The 23,225-nt window shown below is 54.4% G+C and carries 25 protein-coding genes and 1 tRNA gene; 17 read left to right on the forward strand and 9 right to left on the reverse strand.

The annotated features are described in order from the left end of the window. Window positions 1–134: 134 nt before the first annotated feature. The 6 genes from AC2FJ5_RS18425 to ribD all read left to right on the forward strand — a co-directional run bounded on the left by AC2FJ5_RS18425 (window position 135) and on the right by ribD (window position 3,743). Window positions 135–599 carry a thiol-disulfide oxidoreductase DCC family protein gene (locus AC2FJ5_RS18425; RefSeq protein WP_496794269.1) on the forward strand — a complete coding sequence of 155 codons (465 nt, stop codon included), beginning with the start codon at window positions 135–137 and terminating at the stop codon, window positions 597–599. Window positions 600–640: 41 nt separating this feature from the next. Then, window positions 641–1,144, forward strand: coding sequence for a DUF4166 domain-containing protein (locus tag AC2FJ5_RS18430; protein ID WP_281995006.1), 504 nt, complete (start codon window positions 641–643; stop codon window positions 1,142–1,144). 78 nt (window positions 1,145–1,222) lie between these two features. Then, a complete protein-coding gene (locus AC2FJ5_RS18435; protein WP_142634653.1) occupies window positions 1,223–1,621 on the forward strand; it encodes a hypothetical protein in 399 nt (132 codons plus the stop codon). Between the two features lie 19 nt (window positions 1,622–1,640). Then, the gene (locus tag AC2FJ5_RS18440; RefSeq protein ID WP_142635160.1) at window positions 1,641–2,054 is read left to right on the forward strand and encodes a secondary thiamine-phosphate synthase enzyme YjbQ; all 414 of its coding nucleotides are present in this window, start codon (window positions 1,641–1,643) and stop codon (window positions 2,052–2,054) included. 121 nt (window positions 2,055–2,175) lie between these two features. Further along, a complete protein-coding gene (gene nrdR, locus AC2FJ5_RS18445) occupies window positions 2,176–2,646 on the forward strand; it encodes a transcriptional regulator NrdR (RefSeq protein WP_142634651.1) in 471 nt (156 codons plus the stop codon). Next, on the forward strand, window positions 2,643–3,743 hold the full coding sequence (gene ribD / locus AC2FJ5_RS18450) for a bifunctional diaminohydroxyphosphoribosylaminopyrimidine deaminase/5-amino-6-(5-phosphoribosylamino)uracil reductase RibD (RefSeq protein WP_496700006.1): 1,101 nt from the start codon (window positions 2,643–2,645) through the stop codon (window positions 3,741–3,743). Before nrdR ends, ribD begins: the two co-directional genes overlap by 4 nt. Here ribD and AC2FJ5_RS18455 read toward each other — a convergent pair. The 3 genes from AC2FJ5_RS18455 to AC2FJ5_RS18465 form a co-directional block, all read right to left on the reverse strand. After that, window positions 3,740–5,746: a capsule polysaccharide biogenesis protein gene (locus tag AC2FJ5_RS18455; protein ID WP_496794270.1), complete on the reverse strand. Its 2,007-nt coding sequence runs from the start codon at window positions 5,744–5,746 to the stop codon at window positions 3,740–3,742. The two genes, ribD and AC2FJ5_RS18455, sit on opposite strands and share 4 nt — an antisense overlap. After that, window positions 5,746–6,879, reverse strand: coding sequence for a polysaccharide biosynthesis/export family protein (locus tag AC2FJ5_RS18460; RefSeq protein ID WP_142634645.1), 1,134 nt, complete (start codon window positions 6,877–6,879; stop codon window positions 5,746–5,748). Before AC2FJ5_RS18460 ends, AC2FJ5_RS18455 begins: the two co-directional genes overlap by 1 nt. 92 nt (window positions 6,880–6,971) lie before the next feature. Beyond that, entirely contained in the window at window positions 6,972–8,270 is a 1,299-nt protein-coding gene (locus AC2FJ5_RS18465) for a capsule polysaccharide biogenesis protein (RefSeq protein WP_496794271.1), read from the reverse strand. A gap of 138 nt (window positions 8,271–8,408) precedes the next feature. On the opposite strand from AC2FJ5_RS18465, the gene AC2FJ5_RS18470 reads away from it, so the two are divergent. The 5 genes from AC2FJ5_RS18470 (at window position 8,409) to AC2FJ5_RS18490 (ending at window position 11,625) form a co-directional block, all read left to right on the forward strand. After that, window positions 8,409–8,996: a riboflavin synthase gene (locus tag AC2FJ5_RS18470; protein WP_142634640.1), complete on the forward strand. Its 588-nt coding sequence runs from the start codon at window positions 8,409–8,411 to the stop codon at window positions 8,994–8,996. Between the two features lie 109 nt (window positions 8,997–9,105). Beyond that, on the forward strand, window positions 9,106–10,227 hold the full coding sequence (ribB, locus tag AC2FJ5_RS18475) for a 3,4-dihydroxy-2-butanone-4-phosphate synthase (protein WP_496690792.1): 1,122 nt from the start codon (window positions 9,106–9,108) through the stop codon (window positions 10,225–10,227). A 2-nt stretch (window positions 10,228–10,229) separates the two neighbouring features. After that, window positions 10,230–10,781: a 6,7-dimethyl-8-ribityllumazine synthase gene (locus AC2FJ5_RS18480; protein ID WP_496794273.1), complete on the forward strand. Its 552-nt coding sequence runs from the start codon at window positions 10,230–10,232 to the stop codon at window positions 10,779–10,781. Beyond that, complete coding sequence (gene nusB / locus AC2FJ5_RS18485; protein WP_496794274.1) at window positions 10,778–11,260, forward strand: transcription antitermination factor NusB; 483 nt, start codon at window positions 10,778–10,780, stop codon at window positions 11,258–11,260. The genes AC2FJ5_RS18480 and nusB overlap by 4 nt, the downstream gene beginning before the upstream one ends. Window positions 11,261–11,319: 59 nt before the next feature. After that, window positions 11,320–11,625, forward strand: a complete 306-nt coding sequence (locus AC2FJ5_RS18490) for a hypothetical protein (protein ID WP_496794275.1) — start codon at window positions 11,320–11,322, stop codon at window positions 11,623–11,625. A gap of 112 nt (window positions 11,626–11,737) precedes the next feature. On the opposite strand, the gene AC2FJ5_RS18495 is transcribed toward AC2FJ5_RS18490, so the two are convergent. Then, window positions 11,738–12,565 (reverse strand): TauD/TfdA dioxygenase family protein, encoded by an 828-nt coding sequence (locus AC2FJ5_RS18495; protein WP_496794277.1) that lies wholly within the window; start codon window positions 12,563–12,565, stop codon window positions 11,738–11,740. Window positions 12,566–12,655: 90 nt separating this feature from the next. Here AC2FJ5_RS18495 and AC2FJ5_RS18500 point away from each other — a divergent pair, with 90 nt between their 5' ends. Continuing rightward, complete coding sequence (locus AC2FJ5_RS18500; RefSeq protein ID WP_496700657.1) at window positions 12,656–13,552, forward strand: LysR family transcriptional regulator; 897 nt, start codon at window positions 12,656–12,658, stop codon at window positions 13,550–13,552. Between the two features lie 275 nt (window positions 13,553–13,827). Here the strand turns inward: AC2FJ5_RS18500 and AC2FJ5_RS18505 are convergent, their stop codons facing one another. Both AC2FJ5_RS18505 and AC2FJ5_RS18510 read right to left on the reverse strand, forming a co-directional pair. Then, window positions 13,828–14,253 (reverse strand): SRPBCC family protein, encoded by a 426-nt coding sequence (locus AC2FJ5_RS18505; protein WP_281972322.1) that lies wholly within the window; start codon window positions 14,251–14,253, stop codon window positions 13,828–13,830. Further along, on the reverse strand, window positions 14,250–14,570 hold the full coding sequence (locus AC2FJ5_RS18510; protein WP_496700015.1) for an ArsR/SmtB family transcription factor: 321 nt from the start codon (window positions 14,568–14,570) through the stop codon (window positions 14,250–14,252). The genes AC2FJ5_RS18505 and AC2FJ5_RS18510 overlap by 4 nt, the downstream gene beginning before the upstream one ends. A 113-nt stretch (window positions 14,571–14,683) precedes the next feature. On the opposite strand from AC2FJ5_RS18510, the gene AC2FJ5_RS18515 reads away from it, so the two are divergent. Further along, window positions 14,684–15,115, forward strand: coding sequence for an MmcB family DNA repair protein (locus tag AC2FJ5_RS18515; protein WP_496690788.1), 432 nt, complete (start codon window positions 14,684–14,686; stop codon window positions 15,113–15,115). A gap of 4 nt (window positions 15,116–15,119) precedes the next feature. Here AC2FJ5_RS18515 and AC2FJ5_RS18520 read toward each other — a convergent pair whose 3' ends face one another. Next, entirely contained in the window at window positions 15,120–15,308 is a 189-nt protein-coding gene (locus AC2FJ5_RS18520) for a DUF6324 family protein (protein WP_142634620.1), read from the reverse strand. A gap of 77 nt (window positions 15,309–15,385) precedes the next feature. On the opposite strand from AC2FJ5_RS18520, the gene AC2FJ5_RS18525 reads away from it, so the two are divergent. The 4 genes from AC2FJ5_RS18525 to AC2FJ5_RS18540 all read left to right on the forward strand — a co-directional run bounded on the left by AC2FJ5_RS18525 (window position 15,386) and on the right by AC2FJ5_RS18540 (window position 20,947). Next, window positions 15,386–15,868 carry a GNAT family N-acetyltransferase gene (locus AC2FJ5_RS18525; protein WP_496690787.1) on the forward strand — a complete coding sequence of 161 codons (483 nt, stop codon included), beginning with the start codon at window positions 15,386–15,388 and terminating at the stop codon, window positions 15,866–15,868. Window positions 15,869–15,915: 47 nt separating this feature from the next. Then, window positions 15,916–15,992, forward strand: a tRNA-His gene (locus AC2FJ5_RS18530). 708 nt (window positions 15,993–16,700) lie between these two features. Further along, on the forward strand, window positions 16,701–19,421 hold the full coding sequence (locus AC2FJ5_RS18535; RefSeq protein WP_496794278.1) for a TrlF family AAA-like ATPase: 2,721 nt from the start codon (window positions 16,701–16,703) through the stop codon (window positions 19,419–19,421). Between the two features lie 134 nt (window positions 19,422–19,555). Beyond that, entirely contained in the window at window positions 19,556–20,947 is a 1,392-nt protein-coding gene (locus AC2FJ5_RS18540; RefSeq protein WP_496794279.1) for a phospholipase D-like domain-containing protein, read from the forward strand. Between the two features lie 516 nt (window positions 20,948–21,463). Here AC2FJ5_RS18540 and AC2FJ5_RS18545 read toward each other — a convergent pair. Together AC2FJ5_RS18545 and AC2FJ5_RS18550 are read right to left on the reverse strand one after the other, a co-directional pair. Continuing rightward, the gene (locus tag AC2FJ5_RS18545) at window positions 21,464–22,270 is read right to left on the reverse strand and encodes an ABC transporter permease (protein ID WP_142634616.1); all 807 of its coding nucleotides are present in this window, start codon (window positions 22,268–22,270) and stop codon (window positions 21,464–21,466) included. Continuing rightward, window positions 22,267–23,154 carry an ABC transporter permease gene (locus tag AC2FJ5_RS18550; RefSeq protein WP_142635158.1) on the reverse strand — a complete coding sequence of 296 codons (888 nt, stop codon included), beginning with the start codon at window positions 23,152–23,154 and terminating at the stop codon, window positions 22,267–22,269. The genes AC2FJ5_RS18545 and AC2FJ5_RS18550 overlap by 4 nt, the downstream gene beginning before the upstream one ends. Window positions 23,155–23,225 lie beyond the last annotated feature (71 nt).

The raw sequence follows: 23,225 nt of genomic DNA on the forward strand, positions 1-23,225 counted from the left end.
GGGTCAGCACCTTATGGGGATGAGGGTAGAGCTCCGGTCGTCTCAGACTAGCGATCGGTGGCTCCCCGGCACGTTTCATCTGAAAACCTACGTGTCGCATTGCGGATTTTACCCTTCAATGGCACGGTCCGGTTGTGGCGAAATTGATCTGGTATCCAATGCAAGACTGGGCGATCTCAGATGTGGGAACCGAGCAGAACCTCATCGTTTTTGATGGAGAATGCGTGCTGTGTTCTCGGTTTTTCAGGTTCATGCTGTGGGCTGACACAAAGAAGCGGTTCAAGTTTGTAATTGCCCAGTCCCCCATAGGACAAAGCCTTTACCGGCAACTCGGCCTGCCCACCGACGAGTTTGAAACCAATCTTGTGATCGTTGACGGTGTTGTGCATCAGCGCTTGGTTGCTTTTGCTGCTGCAATGCGCAGCTTACCCGCTTTGTGGCCTGTTCTGTCGGCCTGTCGATTTCTTCCGCGGTTTTTGAAGGATCCGCTTTATCATTTCATCGCGCGCCACCGATTTGCATTCTTTGGACGGTTCGACACGTGCCTGGTTCCGGATTCATCCATGAAAGCGCGGTTCTTCCCCGGAGGGTATGCGTGAGGCCGGACCCATTTCTGCAGGCCCTTCCAGCCAATTCTGAGGTGCCGGATGCGGTTCGAAAATTCCACAGTGAAACGGCAGAGTTTACAGGATTATGCAGCATCCAAAGAGGAACCGGGTGGTTGACCTCTTTGTCATTGTGGTTGGGTGGGTTTCCCCCCGCTGCAGATACTCAGACGGTCCGCATTCGAACCAAACTCAATGGCCAGGAATGGGAATGGCTCAGGGATTTTGGCGGGCATGAGACGCTGTCTCATCTGGTCTACGACGCAGACAGGCGGTGCGTGAAAGAGAGGATCGGAGGGCTGACCATCTGGATGCGCCCACAGGTTCGAGGTCAAAAGCTGCATTTAAACATCCTGCGCCTCACTCTATTGGGGGTGCCATGCCCAAACTTTCTTTTACCGCGTTCGGCGACGGTGGAATGGCAGGATGATCAAGGCCGGTTTCGGTTCGATGTTTCGGCAGAAATGCCGATGTTGGGTCAACTGATCCGATATCGGGGCTGGCTGATGCCGGTTCACGTAAATAGGAACAATGCCTGAAATGAACGTGAGGTGGCTTTGCCATGGCCTCCTGCAATCTACTTTAATATTTATCAAGAAACATGAGAGAGTAGCATTATGAAAAAAGTGATCACATCTGCGGTTCTGGCCGCCGCCACGTTGTTTGAACCGGGGGCGGTGACAGCAGCACCAAACGGTTTTCAGACTGTTGCAGTAAACGACAAAGTGTTTGAGGTGATCCCGCGCGCGCGTAGGGATGTGGATGGCTATTGGTGCGCTGCTGCAGATTTTGCTCGTCGCAGCTTGGGGGCAGGGTGGCAGCAGAATATCTATGTTGTGCGTGGATATGGCCCAAGCGAAGCCACCGGTCGCCGCACGGCGGTCCAATTCTCGTTGACCCCTCCAGCAAATGTCGAGCAGAGCACAAGCTTTGTTTCCATTGGTTTCCAGCCGGGGCAGAGCAGGTCCGTCCAGAACGCGAATGGCCTGTGTTTCCGGCAGCCAATTTTTGATTAAAGAAGGTAAGACCCGCGTTTTGCAGACCGAGTTTATAATTTCAACGCAGGGGCCGGGGCTGTATGAGTTCACCTCGGGTATACGAGACTGGCTTGCCCCAAGCGGTCGCGACGGATTGTTGACCCTGTTTGTGCGCCATACCTCGTGTTCTCTGGCCATTCAGGAAAATGCGGACCCCGAGGTGCGGACGGATTTGCAGGCCTTTTTCGAACGTCTAGTGCCACCGGCGGATGATCCGTCGATGGCGTATTTAAGGCACACCTATGAGGGGCCAGACGATATGCCAGCACATATCAAAGCTGCGTTGCTGCCTGTGTCCTTGGGCATTCCTGTCGCCGCAGGGGTGCCCATGCTGGGGACATGGCAGGGCGTTTATCTGTTTGAACACCGGACCCAATCACACAACCGACGCGTCGCTGCGCATTTCGCGTGACCCCTTTATTTAGCGGTAAAAATTTCCGACTACCCAAATCCTAGAGGCTGCCCTATAGTTGTGGATAAGTGGGCCACAGCGCTTACTAAAAGAGGCGGAACAAGAGACGAGGAGACGGCGGATGCGCTGCCCGTTTTGCGGAAATATCGACACTCAGGTCAAAGATTCACGCCCGGCAGAGGATCATGTCGCGATCCGCAGGCGCCGTTTCTGCCCGGCTTGCGGCGGACGGTTCACCACCTATGAACGCGTTCAGTTACGCGATCTGGTTGTGATCAAAACCAATGGAAAACGCGAGGATTTCGATCGAGACAAGCTGGAACGGTCGATCCGTATCTCGATGCAGAAACGCCCGATTGATCCGGAACGCATTGATCAGATGATCTCGGGTATTGTGCGACGGCTGGAAAGCATGGGCGATACCGACATTCCGTCCAGCAAGATCGGTGAAATTGTTATGGAAGCTCTGGCGCGGATCGACACCGTTGCCTATGTTCGGTTTGCAAGCGTGTATAAGAATTTCCAGGCGGCCGATGATTTCGAGGAGTTTGTCCACGAACTGCGCCCGCCGCAGCCTTCGACGGACGAGTGAGCGAAACAGATAAGCGATATATGGCGCTGGCCCTTGCCTTGGGGCGGCGCGGACAGGGGACGTGCTGGCCCAACCCATCCGTTGGCTGCGTACTCGTACAGGACGGGCGGATTGTTGGGCGTGGTTGGACGCAACCTGGTGGTCGGCCACATGCGGAAACCGAAGCGTTAAGACAGGCGGGATCGCAGGCGCGTGGCGCGACTGCTTATGTCTCGCTTGAACCCTGCGCCCATCACGGACAGACCCCGCCTTGCGCTCAGGCCTTGATTGAGGCCGGTGTGGCGCGTGTTGTTTCAGCCATCGAAGACAGTGATCCGCGTGTTGCCGGGCAGGGCTTTGCCATGCTGCGCGAGGCTGGGATTGACGTGACAACCGGTGTTCTTGCGGATCAGGCGGCCCGCGACCACGCCGGTTTCTTTCTAAAGACCGAACAGGGCCGGCCATTTGTCACGCTTAAACTGGCCAGCAGTTTTGACGGGCGCATTGCGACCGAAAGCGGCCATAGTCAGTGGATTACGGGTCAGACCTCGCGGCGGGCTGTTCATGCCATGCGGGCAACGCATGATGCTGTTATGGTTGGGGCAGGTACGGCGCGTGTAGACGACCCCTCTCTGACAGTTCGGGATCTTGGGATTGAACGTCAGCCTGTGCGCGTCGTCGTTTCGCGCCATCTGGATATCCCGTTGATGGGTCAACTGGCACGCACCGCCTCGAAAATTCCGGTGTGGTTGTGCCATGGTCCGTCACCGGATGCCGAACGTGCAAAAGCGTGGGAAGGACTGGGCGCAAGGCTTATCCCCTGCGCGTTACGCGATCATCACATTGATGCCGCTGACCTGTTGCTGCAGTTGGGGCAGGAGGGTTTGACCCGCGTCTTTTGCGAGGGCGGATCGTCCCTGGCTGCGTCGCTTTTGGTGGATGAACTGGTTGATGAGTTGATCGGCTTCAGTGCCGGGCTTGCGATTGGTGCCGAAGGTTTGCCTGCCATCGGGGCGCTTGGTATGGATCGACTGGATGAGGCCCCGCGGTTTGAGCTGCTGGAGACCCGCATCATCGGTCAGGACGTGATGCATCGCTGGGCGCGGGCATTGCGCTAACGGCGCCAGAGATGCGCCTGTGTTGCGAAAACGCCCTGTAGTTTCGAGAGCAGTCTAAGGCCGGGGCCAGATCGGCTCTGGTAGCCGTCTGTCAGCCTTTCCAATACCACTTCCGGAGGGCAGGGCATGCCGGTGACAGGGTCCATATACCTCGGGTAATCGATCAGTGCGGCATGGATCAATCCCAGCAGGGAGGGCCGTGCACCACGACGGGCGGGGACGGACCCCAAATCCTGCGTCAAACCCCAACCAGCATAAAAGGGTGCACCGAGCGTTGTGACCGGCAATCCGCGCATCAGCGCCTCGAACCCTAGCAGAGAGGTCATGGTCCAGACCTCCTGAACCTCACCCAACAATGCGGCGGGATCGGTGTTCGTGACGATCAGGTCTGCTAGCCCCTCAGCCTCGGCCTCACCTTCACGCAGGCCAGCTTCGACATCGGGATGCGGTTTATAGATCAGAACGGCGGTCGGGTTCATCTCGCGGGCCGTGCGCAGAAGTTCAGTATTGGTGCGAACGGTGCTGGTTCCAAACAGGATCGAGGCATCGTCCTCGACCTGTCCGGGCACCAGAATGCGGTGACCTTTTGGCAAGTCCGGAACCGGGCCGCCGGTGTTATATTTGCTAACCGCTCCAGCTATGATCTGTGTCACCAACCGCTGGGCCCGCAATTCCTGATCCGGCCGCAGGGTTTCACGCTTGGCGATCATCTCTTCCAGCCTGCTGGGTTTGGTCGGGTCGTAATAGATCCCAAGGTCATCCAGCGACAGCGACAGAGGCGGCACAAGGCTGGCCCCCAACCCACGGGACCGAACGAAGCCATCCTCGACCCGTGTGACCTTTTCCATATCACGGCCGTGCCGCGCCCAAACCATGTGGGGACGATCTGGGTTTTCGGGAACGTCAGGCGTGAATTTTACCTTTTTCTCGCGCCCAAACATGTGCTGCAGGTGCCTGCGTTTCCAAAGCCGCATCCCGGATGCCGTCCAGCCCTTGTGATCTTGTCGCCAGGCGCGGGTCAGACCTTCAAGCGTGTCCAGCACGGATTCGAATTCGCACAGCTGATCCCGATAGGGATCGTACCACTTGGGATAAAGAACCATGGTGGCGGCGAAGAGTTGCGCGCGCGTTAGGTTTCGTTGGCGTCTTGGGAAATGGGCTTCGTCTTGGGTAAGACCCCAACCGGCGTAAAACGGTTGGCCGAAGACGCGGGGTTTGTGACCGGCCAATATGGCCTCGAACCCAAGTTGCGAGGACAGGGTGTAGACGCCCACAGCGCCCTCTAACAAGGTCCAGGGGCTGATGGCGCTGTGCTGAAAGGATACGCGGTCGGTCAGATCATCGGCAGAGTAATATCCGGGCCGGTGCCCTGCGATCGTGTCGGGGTGGGTTTTGATCAGAACGGTCGCGCCGGGGTTCTCCTCTTGCGCCATAACCAGCATCTCGCGGAACCGGGCCTCATCGCCACCGCTTGCCCTTACAGAAGCATCGTCGCGTGCTTGATCGACAACCAGGACATACCCTGGGTCCGGCGCAGGGGTCGCGGGATCATAGGCGGAATACTTACTCAGATGTAGTTCGCGCAGCCGCGCCATCCCGCCACGTGCCCGGTTCAGCAGGGCCGTATTATCCAACGGGTCGGTCGCAAGAAGTGTTTCCAGATCCGAAGGCTGTGTTGGATCAAAATGCACACCGCTGCGATCAAGCAGCAGACCCAGCGGAGCCTCGCCACTGCGTCCTGAGTGCAGAGATCGCAGGAATGCATCCTCTACGCGCAAGATCGGAGCATTGTATTTGGTCGCTATACGCAGTCCACGATGTGCCGTCGGGCTATTGCCCCAGATACCCACCAGATCCGACCCTTTGGGCGTGCCGATTCCGATATCATATCCGGTCAGTGACAGAATTCTCCGCACGCGCGCGGCTGTCAGAAATCCGCCATTATAGACCAAAAGACGACTGCGTTCGGCCTTGGCATACGTTCCTTGTGGAACGGAGGGCATCATCCGCCTGTCAGGGTCGTGACATTGGCAAGCGGGGTCAGGCCACCGGCGATCAACGAGATGGATTTGCTCCATTGCGCATAAGGTGCTTCGGTGACGTAAATTGTGTCATCATCGCGGATGACAAAGTCGCGGGCGATGAAAAGGCCATTGGGTGCTGTCAGGTTCAGCACGTAGATCATGCGCTGCTCTCCCTGCAGGTCCGGTTTTCCCATGACTGACCGGACAATGTCCTGTCGTTCCTTTCGTAGAACGAAAATGCCGGTCGGGTCCGAAGACAGGGGCTGCAAGCCACCAACCTGTGCCAGCGCTTCCAGCGCGGACAGATCCTGACTGTCGAATGCCACGCGCGACTGACCGCCCGTCGCCCCCAAGGCGACATAGGACCGGTTGTCGGCTTCGACTAGAATGCGGTCGCCACCCCGCAGGGCAACGTCAAATTCCGGGTTGCGGAACAAGTCATTGTACCAGACCGTCCCTTTTTGATTGCCTCGGATCAGTGTCACCAGGGCGATGTCGGAGCCTTCGATCACACCGCCAGCCCGTGTCAGCATTCCGGCCAATGTGCGGGTTGGTCGTTCGATCGGATAGATCCCGGGCGCAGACAGGGTGCCCGATAGTGAGACGGTCGATCCGTCCCCGGCGATACGGCGCACTTCGACCTGAGGATCAGGGGTCTGGTCCTGGAGCTTTTCCGTGATCAACATGCGAAGCTGTTCCGGCGTGTTTCCGGCTGCGCGCAGGCGCCCGGCATAGGGAACAAAGATGAAGCCCTCGCTGTCGACCTGTACCTCTTCCAGGGATGTTGAGGCGCCGGTCTCTCCGGATAACAGCCCGTCATCCACGTTTTCCCAGATTGTCAGGCCCAGTACATCACCCGGACGAACCGTGTCGGCGGTCAGGTTCTGAGCGCTACGGAAGGTTTGCGAGAACCCGTATTGAGGCACTGCGGACGTGACCTGCGCCACCCGGTCGTCAACCTCAACAACATAGGCGTTTCCACCTTTCGTGGTCGAACCGGCAAGGATTTCGGATTTGTTTGGGCCAGTTTTAGGTAGTTGGCACGCGGCCAGCAGGCCAAGAGCGGCCACAAGGGTTACACCCCGTCCCCATCGGATTGGAAAGCGCTGCACTGCCGAATATCCTCGAACGTCTTGGTTTTGGTCTTTTGTTTCCAGCAGCGTACTTGTTTCCAACTGCAATCGCCAGCATCAAGAGGGGTGATTTACTCAACGATCCTCAACTGTGGCGTCCGCGCCTCTTTGTCGGTCAGCACGGATTGGTAGGGATCTTTCGCCCTTAGCATCATATCCACGGCTCGCCTAAGCAACTGTCGCCGCCCACGGCGTGAATAAAACCCGCCGGGGACCTGACTGGTTTCAAGCAGAAAACGCCTATAGCTTTGATAGGCTTCGGTATCGGGGATATCTGGATTGGAAAAGAAATCAGTGATCGGTTGGCTGGAAACAAATTCGGGCTTGTCATAGACCGATTTGCCAAAGGCGCGCAGAGGAATGCCGCGCCACAATACCTGCTGACCCGCAGTTGAATTGATCGTCACGGCCGAGCTCGCTTCGTTGAGCAATGTGGCCAGTTTGCCCCCGGGTACATAATGGACCCGATCAGCGATACCCAGTGTTTTGGCCAGTTTGCGTGCCACCTGGCGCAATGGTTCCCGATGGTTTTCCAGCGGGTGTTCTTTGATGACCAGATGATGGTGCGTTGGTGCGCCTTTTGCAAAACCGTGCAGTACCTGCTCAAGAAACTCGGACATGCAGTCAAAGTCCGAGTGTGACTGAACCGAACTGTCATGTCCCAGTTGCAGCAATGCCAAGTGATAGGGAAACCCGCCCCGCCGGACTCGCTCCGTCGCCATACGCCGCCGGATTCTGTGGAACGGCATCATTGCCAGCCGTTTGAAATACAGCCTGAACTCTTTCGAAACCGATAGGTCACGGTGGGTTCGGAAATTGCGATACTTGCCGTTCAGGAACAGAACAAACCAATGATACAGCGCGCCATAGAAAATATGCTGTCGCATATCACCCCAATGCGTCGGAGGGGGCGGCATCGGCGCATCAGTACGCTCCAGCGCTCGCTGCATCTGGGTAACTTCCAGATTCATCAGATGCGAATTGCCATTCGTACCTGTGCGTTCGTAGGTGACCCACCAGGGCCTCAGATACCCTTCTTCGAAAACATGAACAGTGATCCCGTGGGCGCGGGCGATGCGGATGGCTTGGGCGTGGATTGGACGCGTATCGCCATACAGGACAATGTCTGTCACCTCGCGGCCGACAACCAGGTCAACAAATTTTACCGGCCAGTTCTCGGGTTTGCCAGCATAGGGAATAAAGCTGGCCTTATCAGACCAGAAGGCCTGATCCCCGGCGTTAAAACCCACGCGCCACACCTCGGAACCCGCTGCGCGCAGGATCTTACCAAGCGCGCCAAAAAACGGCCCGTGCGGTCCTTGCAGGAAAAGAAATACGCGTTTTTGCGCAGCGCCGTTGAGTGGTGACATTTCTGCTGCTCTTGTCGTTAGATGAGGAATTATGCCTGTTTGTCGTATTTGCGGCAACCTGGGGCTTGCCCGTAGGCGCGCTTACGCTTACCTCGACGGTGAGCGCTGGCATCAGGTTAGAAACAGAGGATTAACGCAATGTTTACGGGGATCGTCACAGATATCGGCACCATCACCGAACTGGAGCAGCAAGGCGATCTGCGGGCGCGGATCAAAACCGCCTACAATACCCCGGGGATTGATATTGGTGCATCCATTGCCAGCGACGGCGTTTGCCTGACAGTCATCGCATTGGGCGAAGACTGGTATGATGTGCAAATCAGCGCGGAAACCGTTTCGAAAACCAATCTGGATCGCTGGACCGTCGGCAAACGTGTCAATCTAGAGCGGGCGCTGAAGGTCGGAGATGAGTTGGGCGGTCATATCGTGTCTGGTCATGTTGATGGCGTCGCAGAAGTGGTCGCCGTTCTGGACGAGGGCGACAGCACGCGGGTAACCTTGCGCGCACCCAAAGATCTGGCCCGCTTCATTGCACCCAAGGGATCAGTTGCGCTGAACGGTACTTCTTTGACCGTAAACGATGTGGACGGGTGCGATTTTGGTATCAACTTCATTCCGCACACAAAAGAGGTGACGACCTGGGGGGATGTCGGCATCGGCGACCGGGTCAATCTTGAGATCGACACGCTGGCTCGCTATGTCGCGCGCCTCGCTGAAATGTCCTAGTCCACAATTCAACGTCGCGTCTGACCGGAACGGTGCCGCATGCGGTCTGGTCTTTGACCGCGCGGTGGTCTATCCACCCGGTCAAACTTGGCATGTGAAAGGCTGCCCCATGAGCTTTGAAACTCCCGGACCGGTCGAGGCCCAGCTGCGCGCGGCAATCAGCCCGATCAAAGAGATCATCGACGAGGCGCGCAAAGGCCGGATGTACATCCTGGTTGATCACGAAGATCGCGAGAATGAGGGCGATCTGGTGATTGCCGCCGAGTTCGCTGATGCTGAGGCAATTAATTTCATGGCCACCCATGGTCGCGGCCTGATCTGCCTGCCAATGACGGCGGAACGGATTGACACGTTGGGTCTGCCTATGATGGCGGTGAACAACTCGTCACGTCATGAGACCGCGTTCACCGTGTCGATAGAAGCGCGCGAGGGAGTGTCGACTGGCATTTCCGCTGGTGACCGGGCGCTGACTGTGGCGACTGCGATCAACGAGCAAAACACGATGGCCCATATCGCCACGCCGGGTCACGTCTTCCCCTTGCGGGCCAAGCGGGGCGGGGTGCTGGTGCGCGCGGGCCATACCGAGGCCGCCGTTGATATCTCACGCCTGGCCGGGCTGAACCCTTCGGGTGTGATCTGCGAGATCATGAACCCTGACGGAACCATGGCGCGGCTGCCTGACCTGGTCGAATTCGCCAAGGAACACGGGTTGAAGATCGGCACGATCAGCGACTTGATCGCCTACCGGTCGCGCAATGACAATCTGGTGGTTGAGACATCTCGGGAAACCGTCACATCCGAATATGGCGGCGACTGGGAAATGCGGATTTTCACCGATCAGACCCATGGCATCGAACATGTCGTGATGGTCAAGGGTGACATCACCACGCCCGAGCCGGTTTTGACCCGGACCCATGCGCTGCACGAGGCGCCCGACATTCTGGGTCTTGGCCCGAAATCCTCACGTGAGTTGCCGCGCGCGATGGAAAAGATTGCGGATGAAGGGCGCGGTGTGGTCTGTCTGTTCCGCCAACCGCGCAACTCGCTCTATGCGGCTGAAGATGAGGGCCCACGCACCATCAAACAAACCGGTCTGGGGGCGCAGATCCTGTCCAAGATGGGGATCCAGGAACTTGTGCTGCTGACCGACTCGCCGGAAACCGTTTATCTCGGGCTCGACGCTTTTGGCCTGTCCATTGTCGGGACCCGTTCAATCCTCAGGGAGGACTGATTGTGGCTGAACAAGACAAACACGGCTTGCTGCCAACGCCGACATTCGACAAACCCGTCAAGCTGTTGATCGTTGTGGCCCCGTTCTATCGCGTCATCGCTGACAATCTGGTGGCTGGCGCAAAGGCCGAGATCGAAGGGGCAGGCGGCACCTGTGATGTGGTCGAAGTGCCCGGCGCCTTGGAAATCCCGACGGCTATCGCCATGGCGGACCGTCAGTGCAATTTTGACGGCTATGTCGCGCTGGGCTGTGTCATTCGCGGAGAGACCACGCATTACGAAACCGTCTGCAACGACTCCAGCCGTGCCATCCAACTGATGGGTCTGCAGGGGCTGTGCATCGGCAACGGTATACTGACAGTCGAGAATGACAATCAGGCCGAAGTGCGCGCCAATCCGGAAAAAATGAATAAAGGGGGTGGGGCTGCCGCTGCGGCCTTGCATCTGATCGCGCTCAGCCGTAAGTGGGGCTCTTCCAAAAAGGGCGTCGGGTTCAAGCCGCCGTCCGAGTCCATCCTTGTGGCGGGCGACAGCAACGGACCCACAACAGCATGACCAAGACAGACGCGCCAAAACCGGCCAACCAGAAACGCCTGATGAAATCCGCCGCTCGGCTCTATGCCGTGCAGGCGCTGTTCCAGATGGAGCAATCGGGTCAGACAACCGATCAGGTTGTGACCGAGTTTCTGGATCACCGCTTTGGCGCCGTCTATGAGGGCGATGAAATGCTGGACGGCGATATTCGTCTGTTCCGCAAGCTGGTTGAAGATGCGGTCAATTATCAGGCGCCGATCGATCAGATGACCGATCGCGCTTTGGTTGCCAAATGGCCGATTGCCCGGATCGACCCGACCCTGCGCGCGGCCTTCCGGGCCGCCGGAGCAGAGCTGACACAGAACGACACACCGCCCAAGGTGGTCATCACTGAATTCGTCGATGTGGCGCGGGCCTTCTTCCCCGAAGGTAAAGAGACCAAATTTGTCAACGCAGTGCTGGATCACATGGCGCACGAGGCCAAGCCCGAGGCGTTCTGACGCGTTTACACGGATCAAGTATGCGTTAAACTGAATATTACAGCGCAATGAGGTCCGCCATGCCCAAACTGATCCGTTTGTATATCACGCAAGTGGCCTGGGGCTTTGCCATCTCGGCAATTTTTGTCGGGGTGCTTCTGGCCCTGAATGTCGCCAACCTGCGTCATCTGATTACTGGTTCTGATATCGGCCTTGTTGGTCTGGCGATGATCTGGTTCATGAACGGGATCGTCTTTGCCGGTGTACAGTTTGCCTATGCCATTATGAGCATGGCCGAAAAACCCGGCGGTCCGCGCGGTGGAACGCCGGTTTCTGTCAGGCTAAAGCCTGCCTTGATCAAACAAGAGGCACGTACTGGGCGTTAAGACAGGTGACACGCCGGCTGAGGTGGACGCAGAGCTTGCCCGCCGTAATTGGTAGGTCAGGGCGTCAGTTTTAGTCTGACTGCGTTGTGACTTTTGTCTGACAGGGTTCGGGTCATTCGGCAGACAAGGCGACACCCTCCACGGTAACCCTGTGCATCAATCGTCGAAATCCATGATAGTCATTGACCGCTTTGTGCCATGTGGCCCGGTTGTCCCAGATGGTCATGTCGCCTGTTTGCCAACGAATGCGGCATTGGAACTCGGGTTGCTGGCAATGGTCATATAGCATTGCAAGGATGGCTGCTGATTCATCAGCGCTCAGGCCTTCGATATGGGTTGTGAACACTGGATTCACATAAATACCGCGCCGCCCGCTGAGGGGGTGTTTTATGATCACAGGATGTCGCGCGTCTTGGGTGGCTGCCTGTGCATTGCTTAGCCGACCACTTTGCGCCGCTTCACTGTCCTGTGTGCTTGTTCCAAAAACGTGCCGAGAGGAATGAACCGCCCAGAGCCCATCCAGAAAGCTCCGCATGGTAGGTGACAGCGCCTCATAAGCTGCACCCATCGAGACGAACAGCGTGTCGCCTCCAAAGGGCGGGGTTTCCAAAGCATGCAGGATAGACCCCATCGCCGGGATTTGGTCGTAGGAATGATCGGTATGCCAGCCCTCTCCGATGGCCTCTTTCTGATCCTTTTCCTTCAGCACCATAGCGATTTCTGGATGCCCATCGACCGGCCTGAAGAAGCGGTTGATGTTGATCGCGCCAAAGCGTTGGGCAAACGCCAGATGCTCATCCGGGCCGACATCCTGCGCTCTGAGTACGATGACAGAGTGCTGAGCAAAGGCCGTATGAATGGCGTCGAACTGGCTGCCGTCTCGGATATCGGCGCCGATGATCTCTGCGCCCACACTGCCGGTAAGTGGTCTGATGTCCATCTGCTTTCTCCCTGAGTTTCAAACGCAGGGTAACGCATTGCTAAAGGTCGAAAAAACTGATTTAAAATTTGAAAAAAGAAGATTTTATTGATGATACGTTTCACTTTGCGCCAGTTGTCGTTCTTTGCCGAGACGGCGCGATGTGGCGGTATCGCGCAGGCAGCCAGGAACCTGAATGTTTCGGCCGCCGCTATTTCATCGGCAATCGACAAGCTCGAAGATGTCACTGGTTTGACGTTGTTTGACCGCTTTCCCGCACGCGGGATGAGGTTGACCCGCGATGGCGCAGCCTTTTTGACGGATTCCGAAGCGTTGCTGATGCAAGCAGGCGCGCTCGGCAATCGAGCCGCTGTGATGGCTGAGGGTAAAACAGGGTCTATTGTGATCGGGACACACTATGCAATTGCGCAGAAGATCATTCTACCAGCTGTTCTGGCTTTTCGCCAAAGCCATCCCGGTATCCGCATCGAGGTTGTTGAGGATGATTTCCCGAACCTCGTTGCTGCGCTGGATGCGGGCGAGTTGGACGCGCTTGTGGTGTTTGATCAAGGGTTTGATCCCCAACGTCATCACGTTGAAGTACTTAAAGAACTGGCGCCTCTGGTTTTACTTCCGGCCTCCCACCCTATGGCGCATGCCGACAGCGTACAGCTTGAGCAGCTGACAGGCTTGCCCTACATAGCAGTGTCGCGTTCCGGTCCGGGTCCAAGCTATCTTGACCTGTTGCAGGCCGCCGGGCTTGATCCAGAAGTGCCGCTGACCTCGCAATCACGAGAGTTGGTGCATGCCTATGTTGGCAAAGGGCTTGGGTTCACGCTGGTTGGTTTTCCGCCAGAGGCGAGCCGCACGATAGAAGGCGATGCGGTCGTCGCGCGTCCGCTGGCACAGGATATCGGGTATTTCAATGTTGTGATTGTGCAGCCCCGCGCCATTCGGAAACCCGAACCCGTAAAAGCATTTCTTGATGCCTGTCTGCTCCAGGTATGATTAGCGCGATCTGGCCCGCAGGTCAGAACCCAGAGCTCGTAAATCCGGCTATTTCCTGCCGGAGTTTGGATCGAGTGTGGCGGGACCACCAGTCAACCGTGCGGTTTGATTCCCGAGGACCTGTATGTACAGGTGGGCGCCAGGTAATCAGGCCAGGACCTGAACAGAGCCAGCCCCCTCGGAATTGCTTAAGGCCACCAGAATGCTACCAGTCACAAGAAGGGCAGAACCCGCCACGGGCCTAAGTAGGGCGTCCGGCGGGTTCGCACAAGGGGTCAGGCGTCAACAGTTTCGTGCAAGGCCACGCGCATCTTGCCAAAATGCTCGTCCCAGCCATTGTCCAGCGCCAGGATCAGGCCAAAGGCTTCGGCACCTTGCGGCAGACCTTCGTGCAGCAGGTCCAGGCGTGTACCGCCCGCCACCGGTTCCAGAGTCCATTTCACGATGCTGACCGCGTCTCCCATCGGCTTAACCGTGAACGAATATTCCAGATAGGACGGAGGGCGCGCCTCGCGGACCTCTCCCCAGATCAGCAGGTCGCCACTGGTTGTTCCGAACATCTCAAGCTTTTGGCCCTGCGCCAGGGGGCGTTCGGGTTTGTGAAACCATTCCGCCAACCGGTCGGGTTCGGTCAGGTAGGCCCAGACGGTCTCGGGCTCGGCCCTCAGGAAGATGGATTTCCTTAGAACGGCATCAGTCATTTTGATTTCCTTTCAACAGCTTCTTTAAGAGAGTTAAGGCGTTCATCCCAGAATTGATCAAAGTAGCTGAGCCAATCCAGAACAGGGGCCATACCTTTTGGTTCAAGTCGGTTTATGCGTTCCCGGCCACGGGCTTCGACGGCAATCAGGCCGCCATCCGACAGGACGGTCAGGTGTTTCTTGACAGCCGCGCGGGTCATGTCGAAGCGATCAGTCAACTGAGCGATCGTCATGTCCTGCAGTGCCAGAATCTGCACAATGTCCCTGCGGGTAGGGTCAGCCAGAGCGCGGAACGCGTTTTGAGTTTGGTTTTCCATATGCAACCTAAAGAGATACCATTTGGTTTCACATTAATGCGATACCAAATGGTATTATGTCAAGTCGTATGGGCTCACTTTACATTTGTTCACTAATTGTTCACATTTGGGATATGACATTGGACCTGCAACCCGGACAAAGACTTGCACGTGGCGTCGCCCGTCACCTGACGGCGCATGGCTTTGTATCCGTTGAGGAATTCGTGCCTATACGCGGACTGCGGGTTGATGTGATGGGGCTGGGTCCTAAGGGTGAGCTTTGGGTGATCGAATGTAAATCAAGCCGCGCTGATTTCCAGTCGGATTCCAAATGGCATGGTTATTTGGAGTGGTGTGATCGATTCTTCTGGGCAGTGGATACGGAGTTTCCGACCGAGCTGTTGCCTGCCGAGACCGGGTTGATCATTGCCGATGCTTATGACGCCGAGATCGTGCGTATGGCACCAGAGGACAAGATAGCTCCGGCCCGGCGGAAGAAGATGATCCAGAAATTTGCCACAGATGCAGCCCGGCGCTTGCAGTCCCTGAGAGATCCCAGAATCTGATAGGTTAGCTTTTTACCGCCCGTGCGGCATGCGCAGCAGCACGGAGTTCATCGGCAATCTCTTCGGCTTCTTCCGGATCGAAATCCATTGGAATTTCAAGGTTTTCCGCTTCGATGAATAGGCGCACCATCCCCTGATCTGTTGGTCCGATCTGCAAATTCGCCTGAATGTCACTTTCGGTATTGATGCTCATGTGTGCCTCCGGGGATGAGAGTTCGTGCTAGCGCGCAAAGGCTTGAGAATCAAGTTACCTTTGCGTTCAAATAGGGGATGCACTCTATTCAGATCAGACCCTTTGAAGCTTTGGACGCGCCGTGGTTGGTGGCTGTGCATGATCTTTTGTATTCACGAGACGAGGGTTTTGACGACTCTTTTGCCGTGTTGGTGAAAGAAATCCTCGACGATTTCATCTCGGACCATGATGCCAAGCGCGAGCGTGGCTGGATAGCCGAATGTGACGGTAAACCTTTGGGCAGTATTTTCTGCGTTGCCCTGAGTGAAACGACCGCAAAACTGCGCTTGTTCTTGCTGTTGCCCGAAGCGCGTGGGATGGGCCTGGGAAAGCGGATGCTGGAGAGCTGCATGGGCTTTGCTCGCGGCGCCGGTTACACTGAAATGAGGCTGTGGACGCATGAAAGCCACAAGGCTGCCTGTGCGCTTTATGGGTCCACTGGGTGGCAGTTGATGGATAGCAAACCGGTCCATTCCTTCGGGGTTGATCTGGTCGAACAAAGCTGGAAAATTCAGCTTTAATCCTCTTGCATTCCGTGAACGCGTTCGGTACATCGCCCTTCACAAGTGCCGCCTTAGCTCAGTTGGTTAGAGCGCTGGATTGTGGATCCAGAGGTCCCCTGTTCAAGCCAGGGAGGCGGTACCACAATTTTCCATTAAAAACAATAACATATAGTGTTAATGCGCTTGTCAGCCTCGCTTGCGTCAAGCTGTTTATGCAGGTGTTTATGCAGAGTTTATGCAGTCGACCGCTCAGTTTATGCATCCACAGTCGCAACTGTTTACGCACTTTGACTGCTTGAATGCGGCTTGAAGCAGATGATGTTTTGACTAACACTGAGACCATCTTGATTGTCGCTTTCTCTTACAGAAGAAATCAGGTTTTGCCTGATATCACCAAGTTTAGGCGGTCGATTACGTCGTTTGAAGGTAAGTCTAAGTGACGCTGTCGAAGGCATGGGAGTCGACATCAACTTCGCCGGTTAGAGACCTCTTGAGAATTGGTTTCTTGTGAATCCAGAAGTCTATGATGCACCTTCGGATATACAAATTGCGGTGGTTCACTAGGGTAGATTGTTAGTTTTCCTGACCCAACGCAGAGACAAGGTGATTCCAGTCTTTGCGAGAGTAGGACGCCGCTTGGTGCGTCAGATTTACAATCAACTACATTGCATTGCTTCTCTTGGAATACAAAATTTGGCTATTCGCAGGCACAACCGAGGGCTGATAGTGTGTAAAAAATGGCTATTGAAGCGTGTGTGAATGACGTTACAAATGTCTCGAAGAACCCAAACATTTCAAACAATTGGATGCGGCGCAAAAATATAAAATTTGAGTGCGCTGGAGAAGAATAATGCCGATCGATCATGACCCGAGTCTAGAGACTTTGCTTGCTCACACAGCCACACCGGAAGGCATTGTATCAGCAATACGAAAACCCAACGGTAGTAAGTTCTACCGGTGTGCCTTTCAGGTTAACCCCTTTGAATACGGACAACGGCACGCAAAACCATCAGAGTACGAAAATGAAGCAGACTACAATGATGCCATGGCCAAAGCGTGCATAGAAAACGGCATTCAAGTGGTCGCGATCACTGACCATTTCCGGTTCGATGCTTCGACAACCTTATCCAATCGTCTGAAGTCAGAAGGAATTACTGTATTTCCGGCGTTTGAAGCAAACTCTTCGGAAGGCGTGCATATTCTTTGTCTATTTCCGCCTGAAACCACTGCCTCAGACATGAACGCTTTGATCGGCGCGTGTGATTTACGGGACTCGAAAGTTGAGTCACCGCTTTCCAACAAAACCTGCGAGCAATTGTTGCAACTCGTTCACAAAAGGGGCGGCATTGCAATCACGGCTCATGTGACCTCTAGTGCAGGTTTGCTGACCACACTAAATGGCAGCACTCGAGTGAATGCTTGGACGTCTGAATACCATTTAGCAGCAGCGATCCCTGGCCCAATCTCAGATGTACCCAGTAATTATCTCCAAATCTGCAAGAACAAGAACCCAGAATACAAACGAGATCGCCCAGTAGCTTTCGTCAATGCTTCGGACGTGTCTCAACCGAACGACTTCTCGAATGATGGCGCGACTTGCATGGTCAAAATGACAGACGTGTCCATTGAAGGATTGAAGCAAGCATTCTTGGATGCTGATGGGCGCATTCTGTTGAATTCAGACGGTGCACCCACTGACTATACAAGACTGGTTGCCGTTTCTTGGGATCGAGGGCTTATGTCCGGCCAATCAATTGCACTAAATTCGGGTCTAAATGTTTTGATCGGGGGGCGTGGTGCTGGAAAATCCACAATTGTGGAGAGTATTCGATATGCCTTTGGACTTGAACCGAAGGGTAAGGAATCTTCCAGCACGCACAAATCTATGATGAAGGAGCTTATGGGGCAGCGAGCGAGCGTAGCAGTTTTACTACATTCGCCGACACCTTCACCGGGATACTATTTGGTACAGCGTGTCTACGGACAGGAGCCACGTGTCAAAGATCAAAATGGAGATATAATACAAGATCTTAGACCTCTAGATTTAGTTCCGGGTCTTGAAGTCTACGGGCAGCATGAAATTTCAGAGTTAACCCGTGATAAAGCTAAACTCGCCGATATTTTGAAGCGATTTGTCGGGGACGATGCCAAAGTCAAAGTCGAAATGGACGATATCAAGGCGCGCCTCTTCGCATCTCGGACCGGCATAATTCAAAAACGTCAAAAAATTGCTGAGTTGGACGAAGCCTTAAACGCGTTGCCGGGCTTGCGCGAAAAATTAAAGAGATTTCAAGCCACTAAACTCAAGGAACATGCTGAAGAAAAAACTGCAATTCAAGCAGAGGAACGATTGCTAGAAGTCGTGGCTAGTAAGGTTGCCGCTCTAAAACAACAGTCAGAGCTGCTGTCTCCGTCTAGTGAAACTGCAGGTCCAATATTACCGGCAGAGGCGGATCAAAAACTACCAAATCGTCCAACTTTAGAACCGCTTCAAAAAATCGCTCAAGATGTCAATGACGCGTGGCGTGCTGCTTCCGAGATTCTAACCGCTGCGAATTCAAAGGCTCTCAATGATCTAAAGGAAATTCAAAGCAACTGGAGCCCACTAAAGGATGAAGCCAACCGGCGCTTTGAAGACGTAAAGAAGGCGCTCAGAGAAGAAGGTTACGATCCAGAAGAATACGTTAGCCTCGATGATCAAGTCGCTAGACTAGAGCCGAAACAAAAGGAAAAAGAGGAACTCGAGGCCGAGCTTGGCACCCTACGCAGCACACGCCAAGGGATTATTGACGAATGGGAGAGCGTCGATGCACGTGCATACTCAGCTCTTGAAACGGCCGCAAAGAGGGTTTCAAGAAAGCTAAAAGATACTGTGAAGGCAGTAATTCAACCCAGCACAAACATCGAACCTTTGAAGGACATTCTGCGCAAACACATCGATGGCAATATCAGTCAAGCGTATGGGAAGCTCGAAGAACTAGATGCATTATCGCTGTCTAAGTTTGCAGAGACTATTCGCTTGGGTAGTGATGCGTTGGTTTCTGAATATGGATTCACGGAACATAGCGCAAAGAAAATTGCGGACGCCGGTGAGGCAGCCGCACTTGAGATTGAAGAATGCAGAATTCCTCCAGAAGCCGCAATTGAATTAAATGTCGTTCGAGGCGATGTCCAAAATTGGAAGAAACTGGAGAACCTATCTGCTGGCCAAAAGGCAACGGCCGTACTTTTGCTTTTGTTGCTTGATGCAGACGCGCCCCTAGTGATTGATCAGCCGGAAGACGACTTGGACAACCACTTTATCGCAGGGCATGTCGTTCCAACTATGAGGGAAGGAAAAAAACGCAGGCAGTTCATCTTCTCCAGCCATAACCCTAATATTCCTGTTTTAGGGGACGCCGATCAAATTGTGGGGCTTACTCCAACAGTCGAAGATGCAGGAGATCGAACGAAAGTGATGGATAAAGACTGCGGTTCCATCGACAAAAACTCTGTTCAACAGTTGATTAAGGACTTGCTTGAAGGTGGTGAACAGGCATTCACAACGCGAAGAACAAAATATGGATTTTGAACTAGCTTCATTGACATTGCGAGGAAGATGTCCCGACGCAATTCAGATCGTCGCTTGGAGGTAGATTTTCAAAATGGTTCTTCCATATACCGCCTGTTGCCTTGCGCCAACTTAGGGCTGCCAAGTGTTGTTCATTGGATCGTGCAAATGCACTTCTCTGTCCACGTCTAGAAATACGCGGATTTCCCCGAAAATTCGAAAGGAAAGTGATGGGACTCTCTGAGTTTTATGCAAACACGAGCTCAACTGGCTTTACGATAAACTTTTTCATAAATGCAGGAACAAATCCAAGATCGGGTCTCTTAGCAGCTCCATTCTTTACCACGACCGAACCCATCGAGACCCTGACGGACCAAGGCTGTGACGTCCGTCTTATTGTTAGGTTTTCACCGATCACGAGACCAGAAGCGCTTAGACAAGCTCTCGAGAATCCTCGGGTCAAAGTACGCTATTTCACAGACTCCAAGTTCCACACGAAATTGTACATAGTCGATGACGTTGCGCTGGTAGGTTCCGCAAACCTTACCGACAGCGGTCTGAAGGCAAACCGAGAGCTTTCCATCTTGTTGAGGCAGGATCGTGATGAGGCATTCTACGCGCTGCCGGGTCTTTTCGACGAGTTGTGGAACGACGCAGATGTGTTGAACGAAGAAGTTCTCCGAGAATATGAGAAAGCGTTCAAGTCCAAGGATAAGCCACAGGATGAGATTGCCTTTGAGAAATTCATCCAAAAATTTGTCAGACCAGCCAACACTAAAAGCATTGTCGTCGGAAGCGAGAAGAAGTCAAAAGAACGAACCTTTATTCAAGGATTCCGTCGGAAGTATGATGAAATACTAGTTCCTGCACACCACGAAATCCTGAAGGTAGCTCAACGGAATGGCTTTGGGCGTCCTGAGTATGCAGGGCAGGACCCACAGATAGAAATGGGAAGGTTTCTTGGGTGGCTGCGTCTGACGCAAGGGAGCGGGAGCGGTTGGCGGGAGAAGCCATTGCTCGCCGACCCCAAGGACAGAGCCGAGCGCATAGCCGAATATGTTCACCTCTGGCAGTCTACAGACGATACTGTGAAAGGCGACATGTATCACGCTACCGAAGAGATCGAGAACATTGCAAACATTCGGACCTATCTCTGCAATCCAAACGAACTGGCCCAGCTAAGCTACGATGACCTTTTCCGGTATCTTACAGGTTGCCACGCGTTTCTCGAACGTTTGCGATTTGTCTCAAAGGATATCGGGGAAGATCTCCCCGGTCTTGAACGCCTGCGCATCGACTTCCAGAAGAATAACAGGGTAGAAGACGTAGTGCGAACAGTAGGCTATCTGCTTTCTGGCCCCGGCGATGCAATCGAGAGAGCCTATGATTGTATTTTTGGCGGATACAAGCTTAGTGGATTTGGTGAAGCCTGTGTCATGGAACTGCTTGGGTGGGGGGACCCCAAACGCCCACCTTTCAACAACCGATCAATTCGAGGCATCCGGTTGCTAGGTTTTGACGTGGAACATTTGGTAGCAGGTACTTAACCGTCAAAACGTCTCCGGCAATTTAGGACTGAAGCACGAAGGCAGACTATCACTCGGCTATGATACTGTTTCTTTTCAAGAAGTCCGAAATAACAGGTCACAACATTAACTTACAAAACTACCTCTGATGTCAGTTAACCTGACAAATTAGAGGTCTAGAGGATTTTGAAGCCCAGTTTCGCCTGAAAGAATCAATATATTGTAAGTATGGCTTTCTTTGTCACGATATCTGTCATTCGGATTGCATAAACAATGCATAAATTCAAATCGAATAGTTTTTAACTTATTGAAAAATAACAACAAAATGGACTAAATCGCTTGATTGTGGATCCAGAGGTCCCCTGTTCAAGCCAGGGAGGCGGTACCATCTCCCCGATTACCAGAAAATTCGCAAGCTAGTTCGGCCCCTAAGCCACCGCGCAAATCGAAGGGCTGCCTTCACTCAAAACGGTACCGATTATTATTTGAGAAATTGTCTTTTCCGGGGATTGCAGCGGCTGCATCCCCGGTAGGTTCTTAGCGTGCCAGATTCAGGCGAAAGCGCATCTTTGTTTTCCGTTCCGCAGGTAAATGACGGTTCAGATGCTTGTTCACTAGGCCGAACCCCCCAACGATCACAAGCGTCAGTAAGATGAAATAGAAGGCAAGGATTGGATAGGCGACAAAGGGGTTGAACGTCTTGTCCGCGAAATAGCTTGCGTAATACAGCGCATCGCCTCGTTGCTGCCAGGCGGGGAAGGCCGAGAAGAACACCAGCGTGGTGGCATGGAACAGAAAGATCGCCTCATTCGTGTAGGCGGGCCAGGCAAGCCGCAGCATGGTGGGCCAGACGATCCGCCGGAAGCGAGACCAACCGGACATGCCATAAGCATCTGCAGCCTCGGTATCGCCCTTGGGAATGGATCGGAGCGCGCCAAAGAAAATTTCGGCTGAATAGGCGGCTGTGTTCAGAAACAGAACGATCAGCGCCCCAATCCAGGCCGACGTCAGAGAATCGAACATCGGATAGGATTTCTTCAGCGACAGGAAGAAGAAATAGGCAAAGAAAAACTGAATGAACAGCGGCGAACCACGAAAGATGAAAATGAACCATTCCGAAGGTTTGCGCAGCCAGAAACTGGGTGAAGCTTTGCCAAGCGCCAGTGCTGTGGCAAGGAAAAACCCGGTCGCAAGCGCCATGACTCCGAAATAGATATTCCAGATCATACCAGACCCAATCAGGGTAAAGTGCTCACATAAGGTAAAGTCGGATTTTGGCAGCAGACGCTCGCCATATCCAAGAGATCGCAGGCCGTAGTCCTGAATGGTCTGCAAGCAGCTCATGCGGTGGTCTCCTTGCGCAGCAATTCTCCGGCGGCGGTGGCCTGTCCGTGGGACAGCCGGCGCATCAGGCGTTCAAGCCCGATCTCGGACATACGGGTGAAGCCAAGGTAGAAAACCAGCAGGAACAGGAAATACCACATGCGCCAGTCACCGTGTGGGTATTGCGTAAACTTCGGAGTCTTGGTGCTGCCCAGTTCGCGGGCCCAGTACACGATATCTTCGATGCCCAGAAGGAACAGCAACGGTGTGGCCTTGATCAGAACCATCCAGAGATTGCTGAGACCGGGCAGGGCATAAACCCACATCTGAGGCACAAGGATTTTCCAGAATGTCTGGCGGCGGGACATTCCATAGGCTTCGGCGGTTTCCAGCTGTGTATAGGGTACGGCCCGCATGCCGCCGAACAGAACATTGGCGGCGAAAGCGCCGAAAACAATAGAGAAAGTGATGACAGCCAGAAAGAACCCATAGGTTTCGTGCACCCATTCCGGCGAGGTGCCCAGTGGCAGTTTGGCAGATTGGCAGACGATAAAGTCGTTGCCCTGTCGGATCGAATCCGTCCAGTCCGGGCAGAGAATTTGATGCCGCGTCCATTCGAATGCCTGATCCAAAGCAATCACGAAGAACATGAAAAAGGCGATATCCGGCACGCCGCGCACGATGGCGATATAACCCTTACCCAGCCAACTGACCGGCAGAACGTGCGAACGGGCAGCCATGGCTCCGACGAACCCGAAACCCAGCGCTACGGGCGCCGTCACGGCAAGTAGGGCCAGTACCTTGAGGAAGGACAGGTAAAAGGACCAATGCACACCATTGGTCAGATAGCACGAGAACCAACGGAAGGTTCCCAGCGTGTCGGGATCAGTGCAGAATGAAAAAATGGCGGGCCTCTTCAGGTGGTAAAGGCGCTGGGGCGGCGCGCCCGTAGACTGGGGCACGCCGCCGGATCAGA

Source organism: Ruegeria sp. CDSA221, assembly GCF_059611825.1.

What these genes read in the sequence shown, in the direction of transcription:
- ribB (WP_496690792.1), top strand. Translation starts at nt 9,106, where the DNA reads ATGAGCTTTGAAACTCCCGGACCGGTCGAGGCCCAGCTGCGCGCGGCA.
- AC2FJ5_RS18525 (WP_496690787.1), top strand. Translation starts at nt 15,386, where the DNA reads ATGCACTCTATTCAGATCAGACCCTTTGAAGCTTTGGACGCGCCGTGG.
- AC2FJ5_RS18515 (WP_496690788.1), top strand. Translation starts at nt 14,684, where the DNA reads ATGACATTGGACCTGCAACCCGGACAAAGACTTGCACGTGGCGTCGCC.
- AC2FJ5_RS18435 (WP_142634653.1), top strand. Translation starts at nt 1,223, where the DNA reads ATGAAAAAAGTGATCACATCTGCGGTTCTGGCCGCCGCCACGTTGTTT.
- AC2FJ5_RS18490 (WP_496794275.1), top strand. Translation starts at nt 11,320, where the DNA reads ATGCCCAAACTGATCCGTTTGTATATCACGCAAGTGGCCTGGGGCTTT.
- nusB (WP_496794274.1), top strand. Translation starts at nt 10,778, where the DNA reads ATGACCAAGACAGACGCGCCAAAACCGGCCAACCAGAAACGCCTGATG.
- AC2FJ5_RS18505 (WP_281972322.1), bottom strand. Translation starts at nt 14,253, where the DNA reads ATGACTGATGCCGTTCTAAGGAAATCCATCTTCCTGAGGGCCGAGCCC.
- nrdR (WP_142634651.1), top strand. Translation starts at nt 2,176, where the DNA reads ATGCGCTGCCCGTTTTGCGGAAATATCGACACTCAGGTCAAAGATTCA.
- AC2FJ5_RS18500 (WP_496700657.1), top strand. Translation starts at nt 12,656, where the DNA reads ATGATACGTTTCACTTTGCGCCAGTTGTCGTTCTTTGCCGAGACGGCG.
- AC2FJ5_RS18545 (WP_142634616.1), bottom strand. Translation starts at nt 22,270, where the DNA reads ATGAGCTGCTTGCAGACCATTCAGGACTACGGCCTGCGATCTCTTGGA.
- AC2FJ5_RS18510 (WP_496700015.1), bottom strand. Translation starts at nt 14,570, where the DNA reads ATGGAAAACCAAACTCAAAACGCGTTCCGCGCTCTGGCTGACCCTACC.
- AC2FJ5_RS18455 (WP_496794270.1), bottom strand. Translation starts at nt 5,746, where the DNA reads ATGCCCTCCGTTCCACAAGGAACGTATGCCAAGGCCGAACGCAGTCGT.
- AC2FJ5_RS18495 (WP_496794277.1), bottom strand. Translation starts at nt 12,565, where the DNA reads ATGGACATCAGACCACTTACCGGCAGTGTGGGCGCAGAGATCATCGGC.
- AC2FJ5_RS18470 (WP_142634640.1), top strand. Translation starts at nt 8,409, where the DNA reads ATGTTTACGGGGATCGTCACAGATATCGGCACCATCACCGAACTGGAG.
- AC2FJ5_RS18520 (WP_142634620.1), bottom strand. Translation starts at nt 15,308, where the DNA reads ATGAGCATCAATACCGAAAGTGACATTCAGGCGAATTTGCAGATCGGA.
- AC2FJ5_RS18465 (WP_496794271.1), bottom strand. Translation starts at nt 8,270, where the DNA reads ATGTCACCACTCAACGGCGCTGCGCAAAAACGCGTATTTCTTTTCCTG.
- AC2FJ5_RS18535 (WP_496794278.1), top strand. Translation starts at nt 16,701, where the DNA reads ATGCCGATCGATCATGACCCGAGTCTAGAGACTTTGCTTGCTCACACA.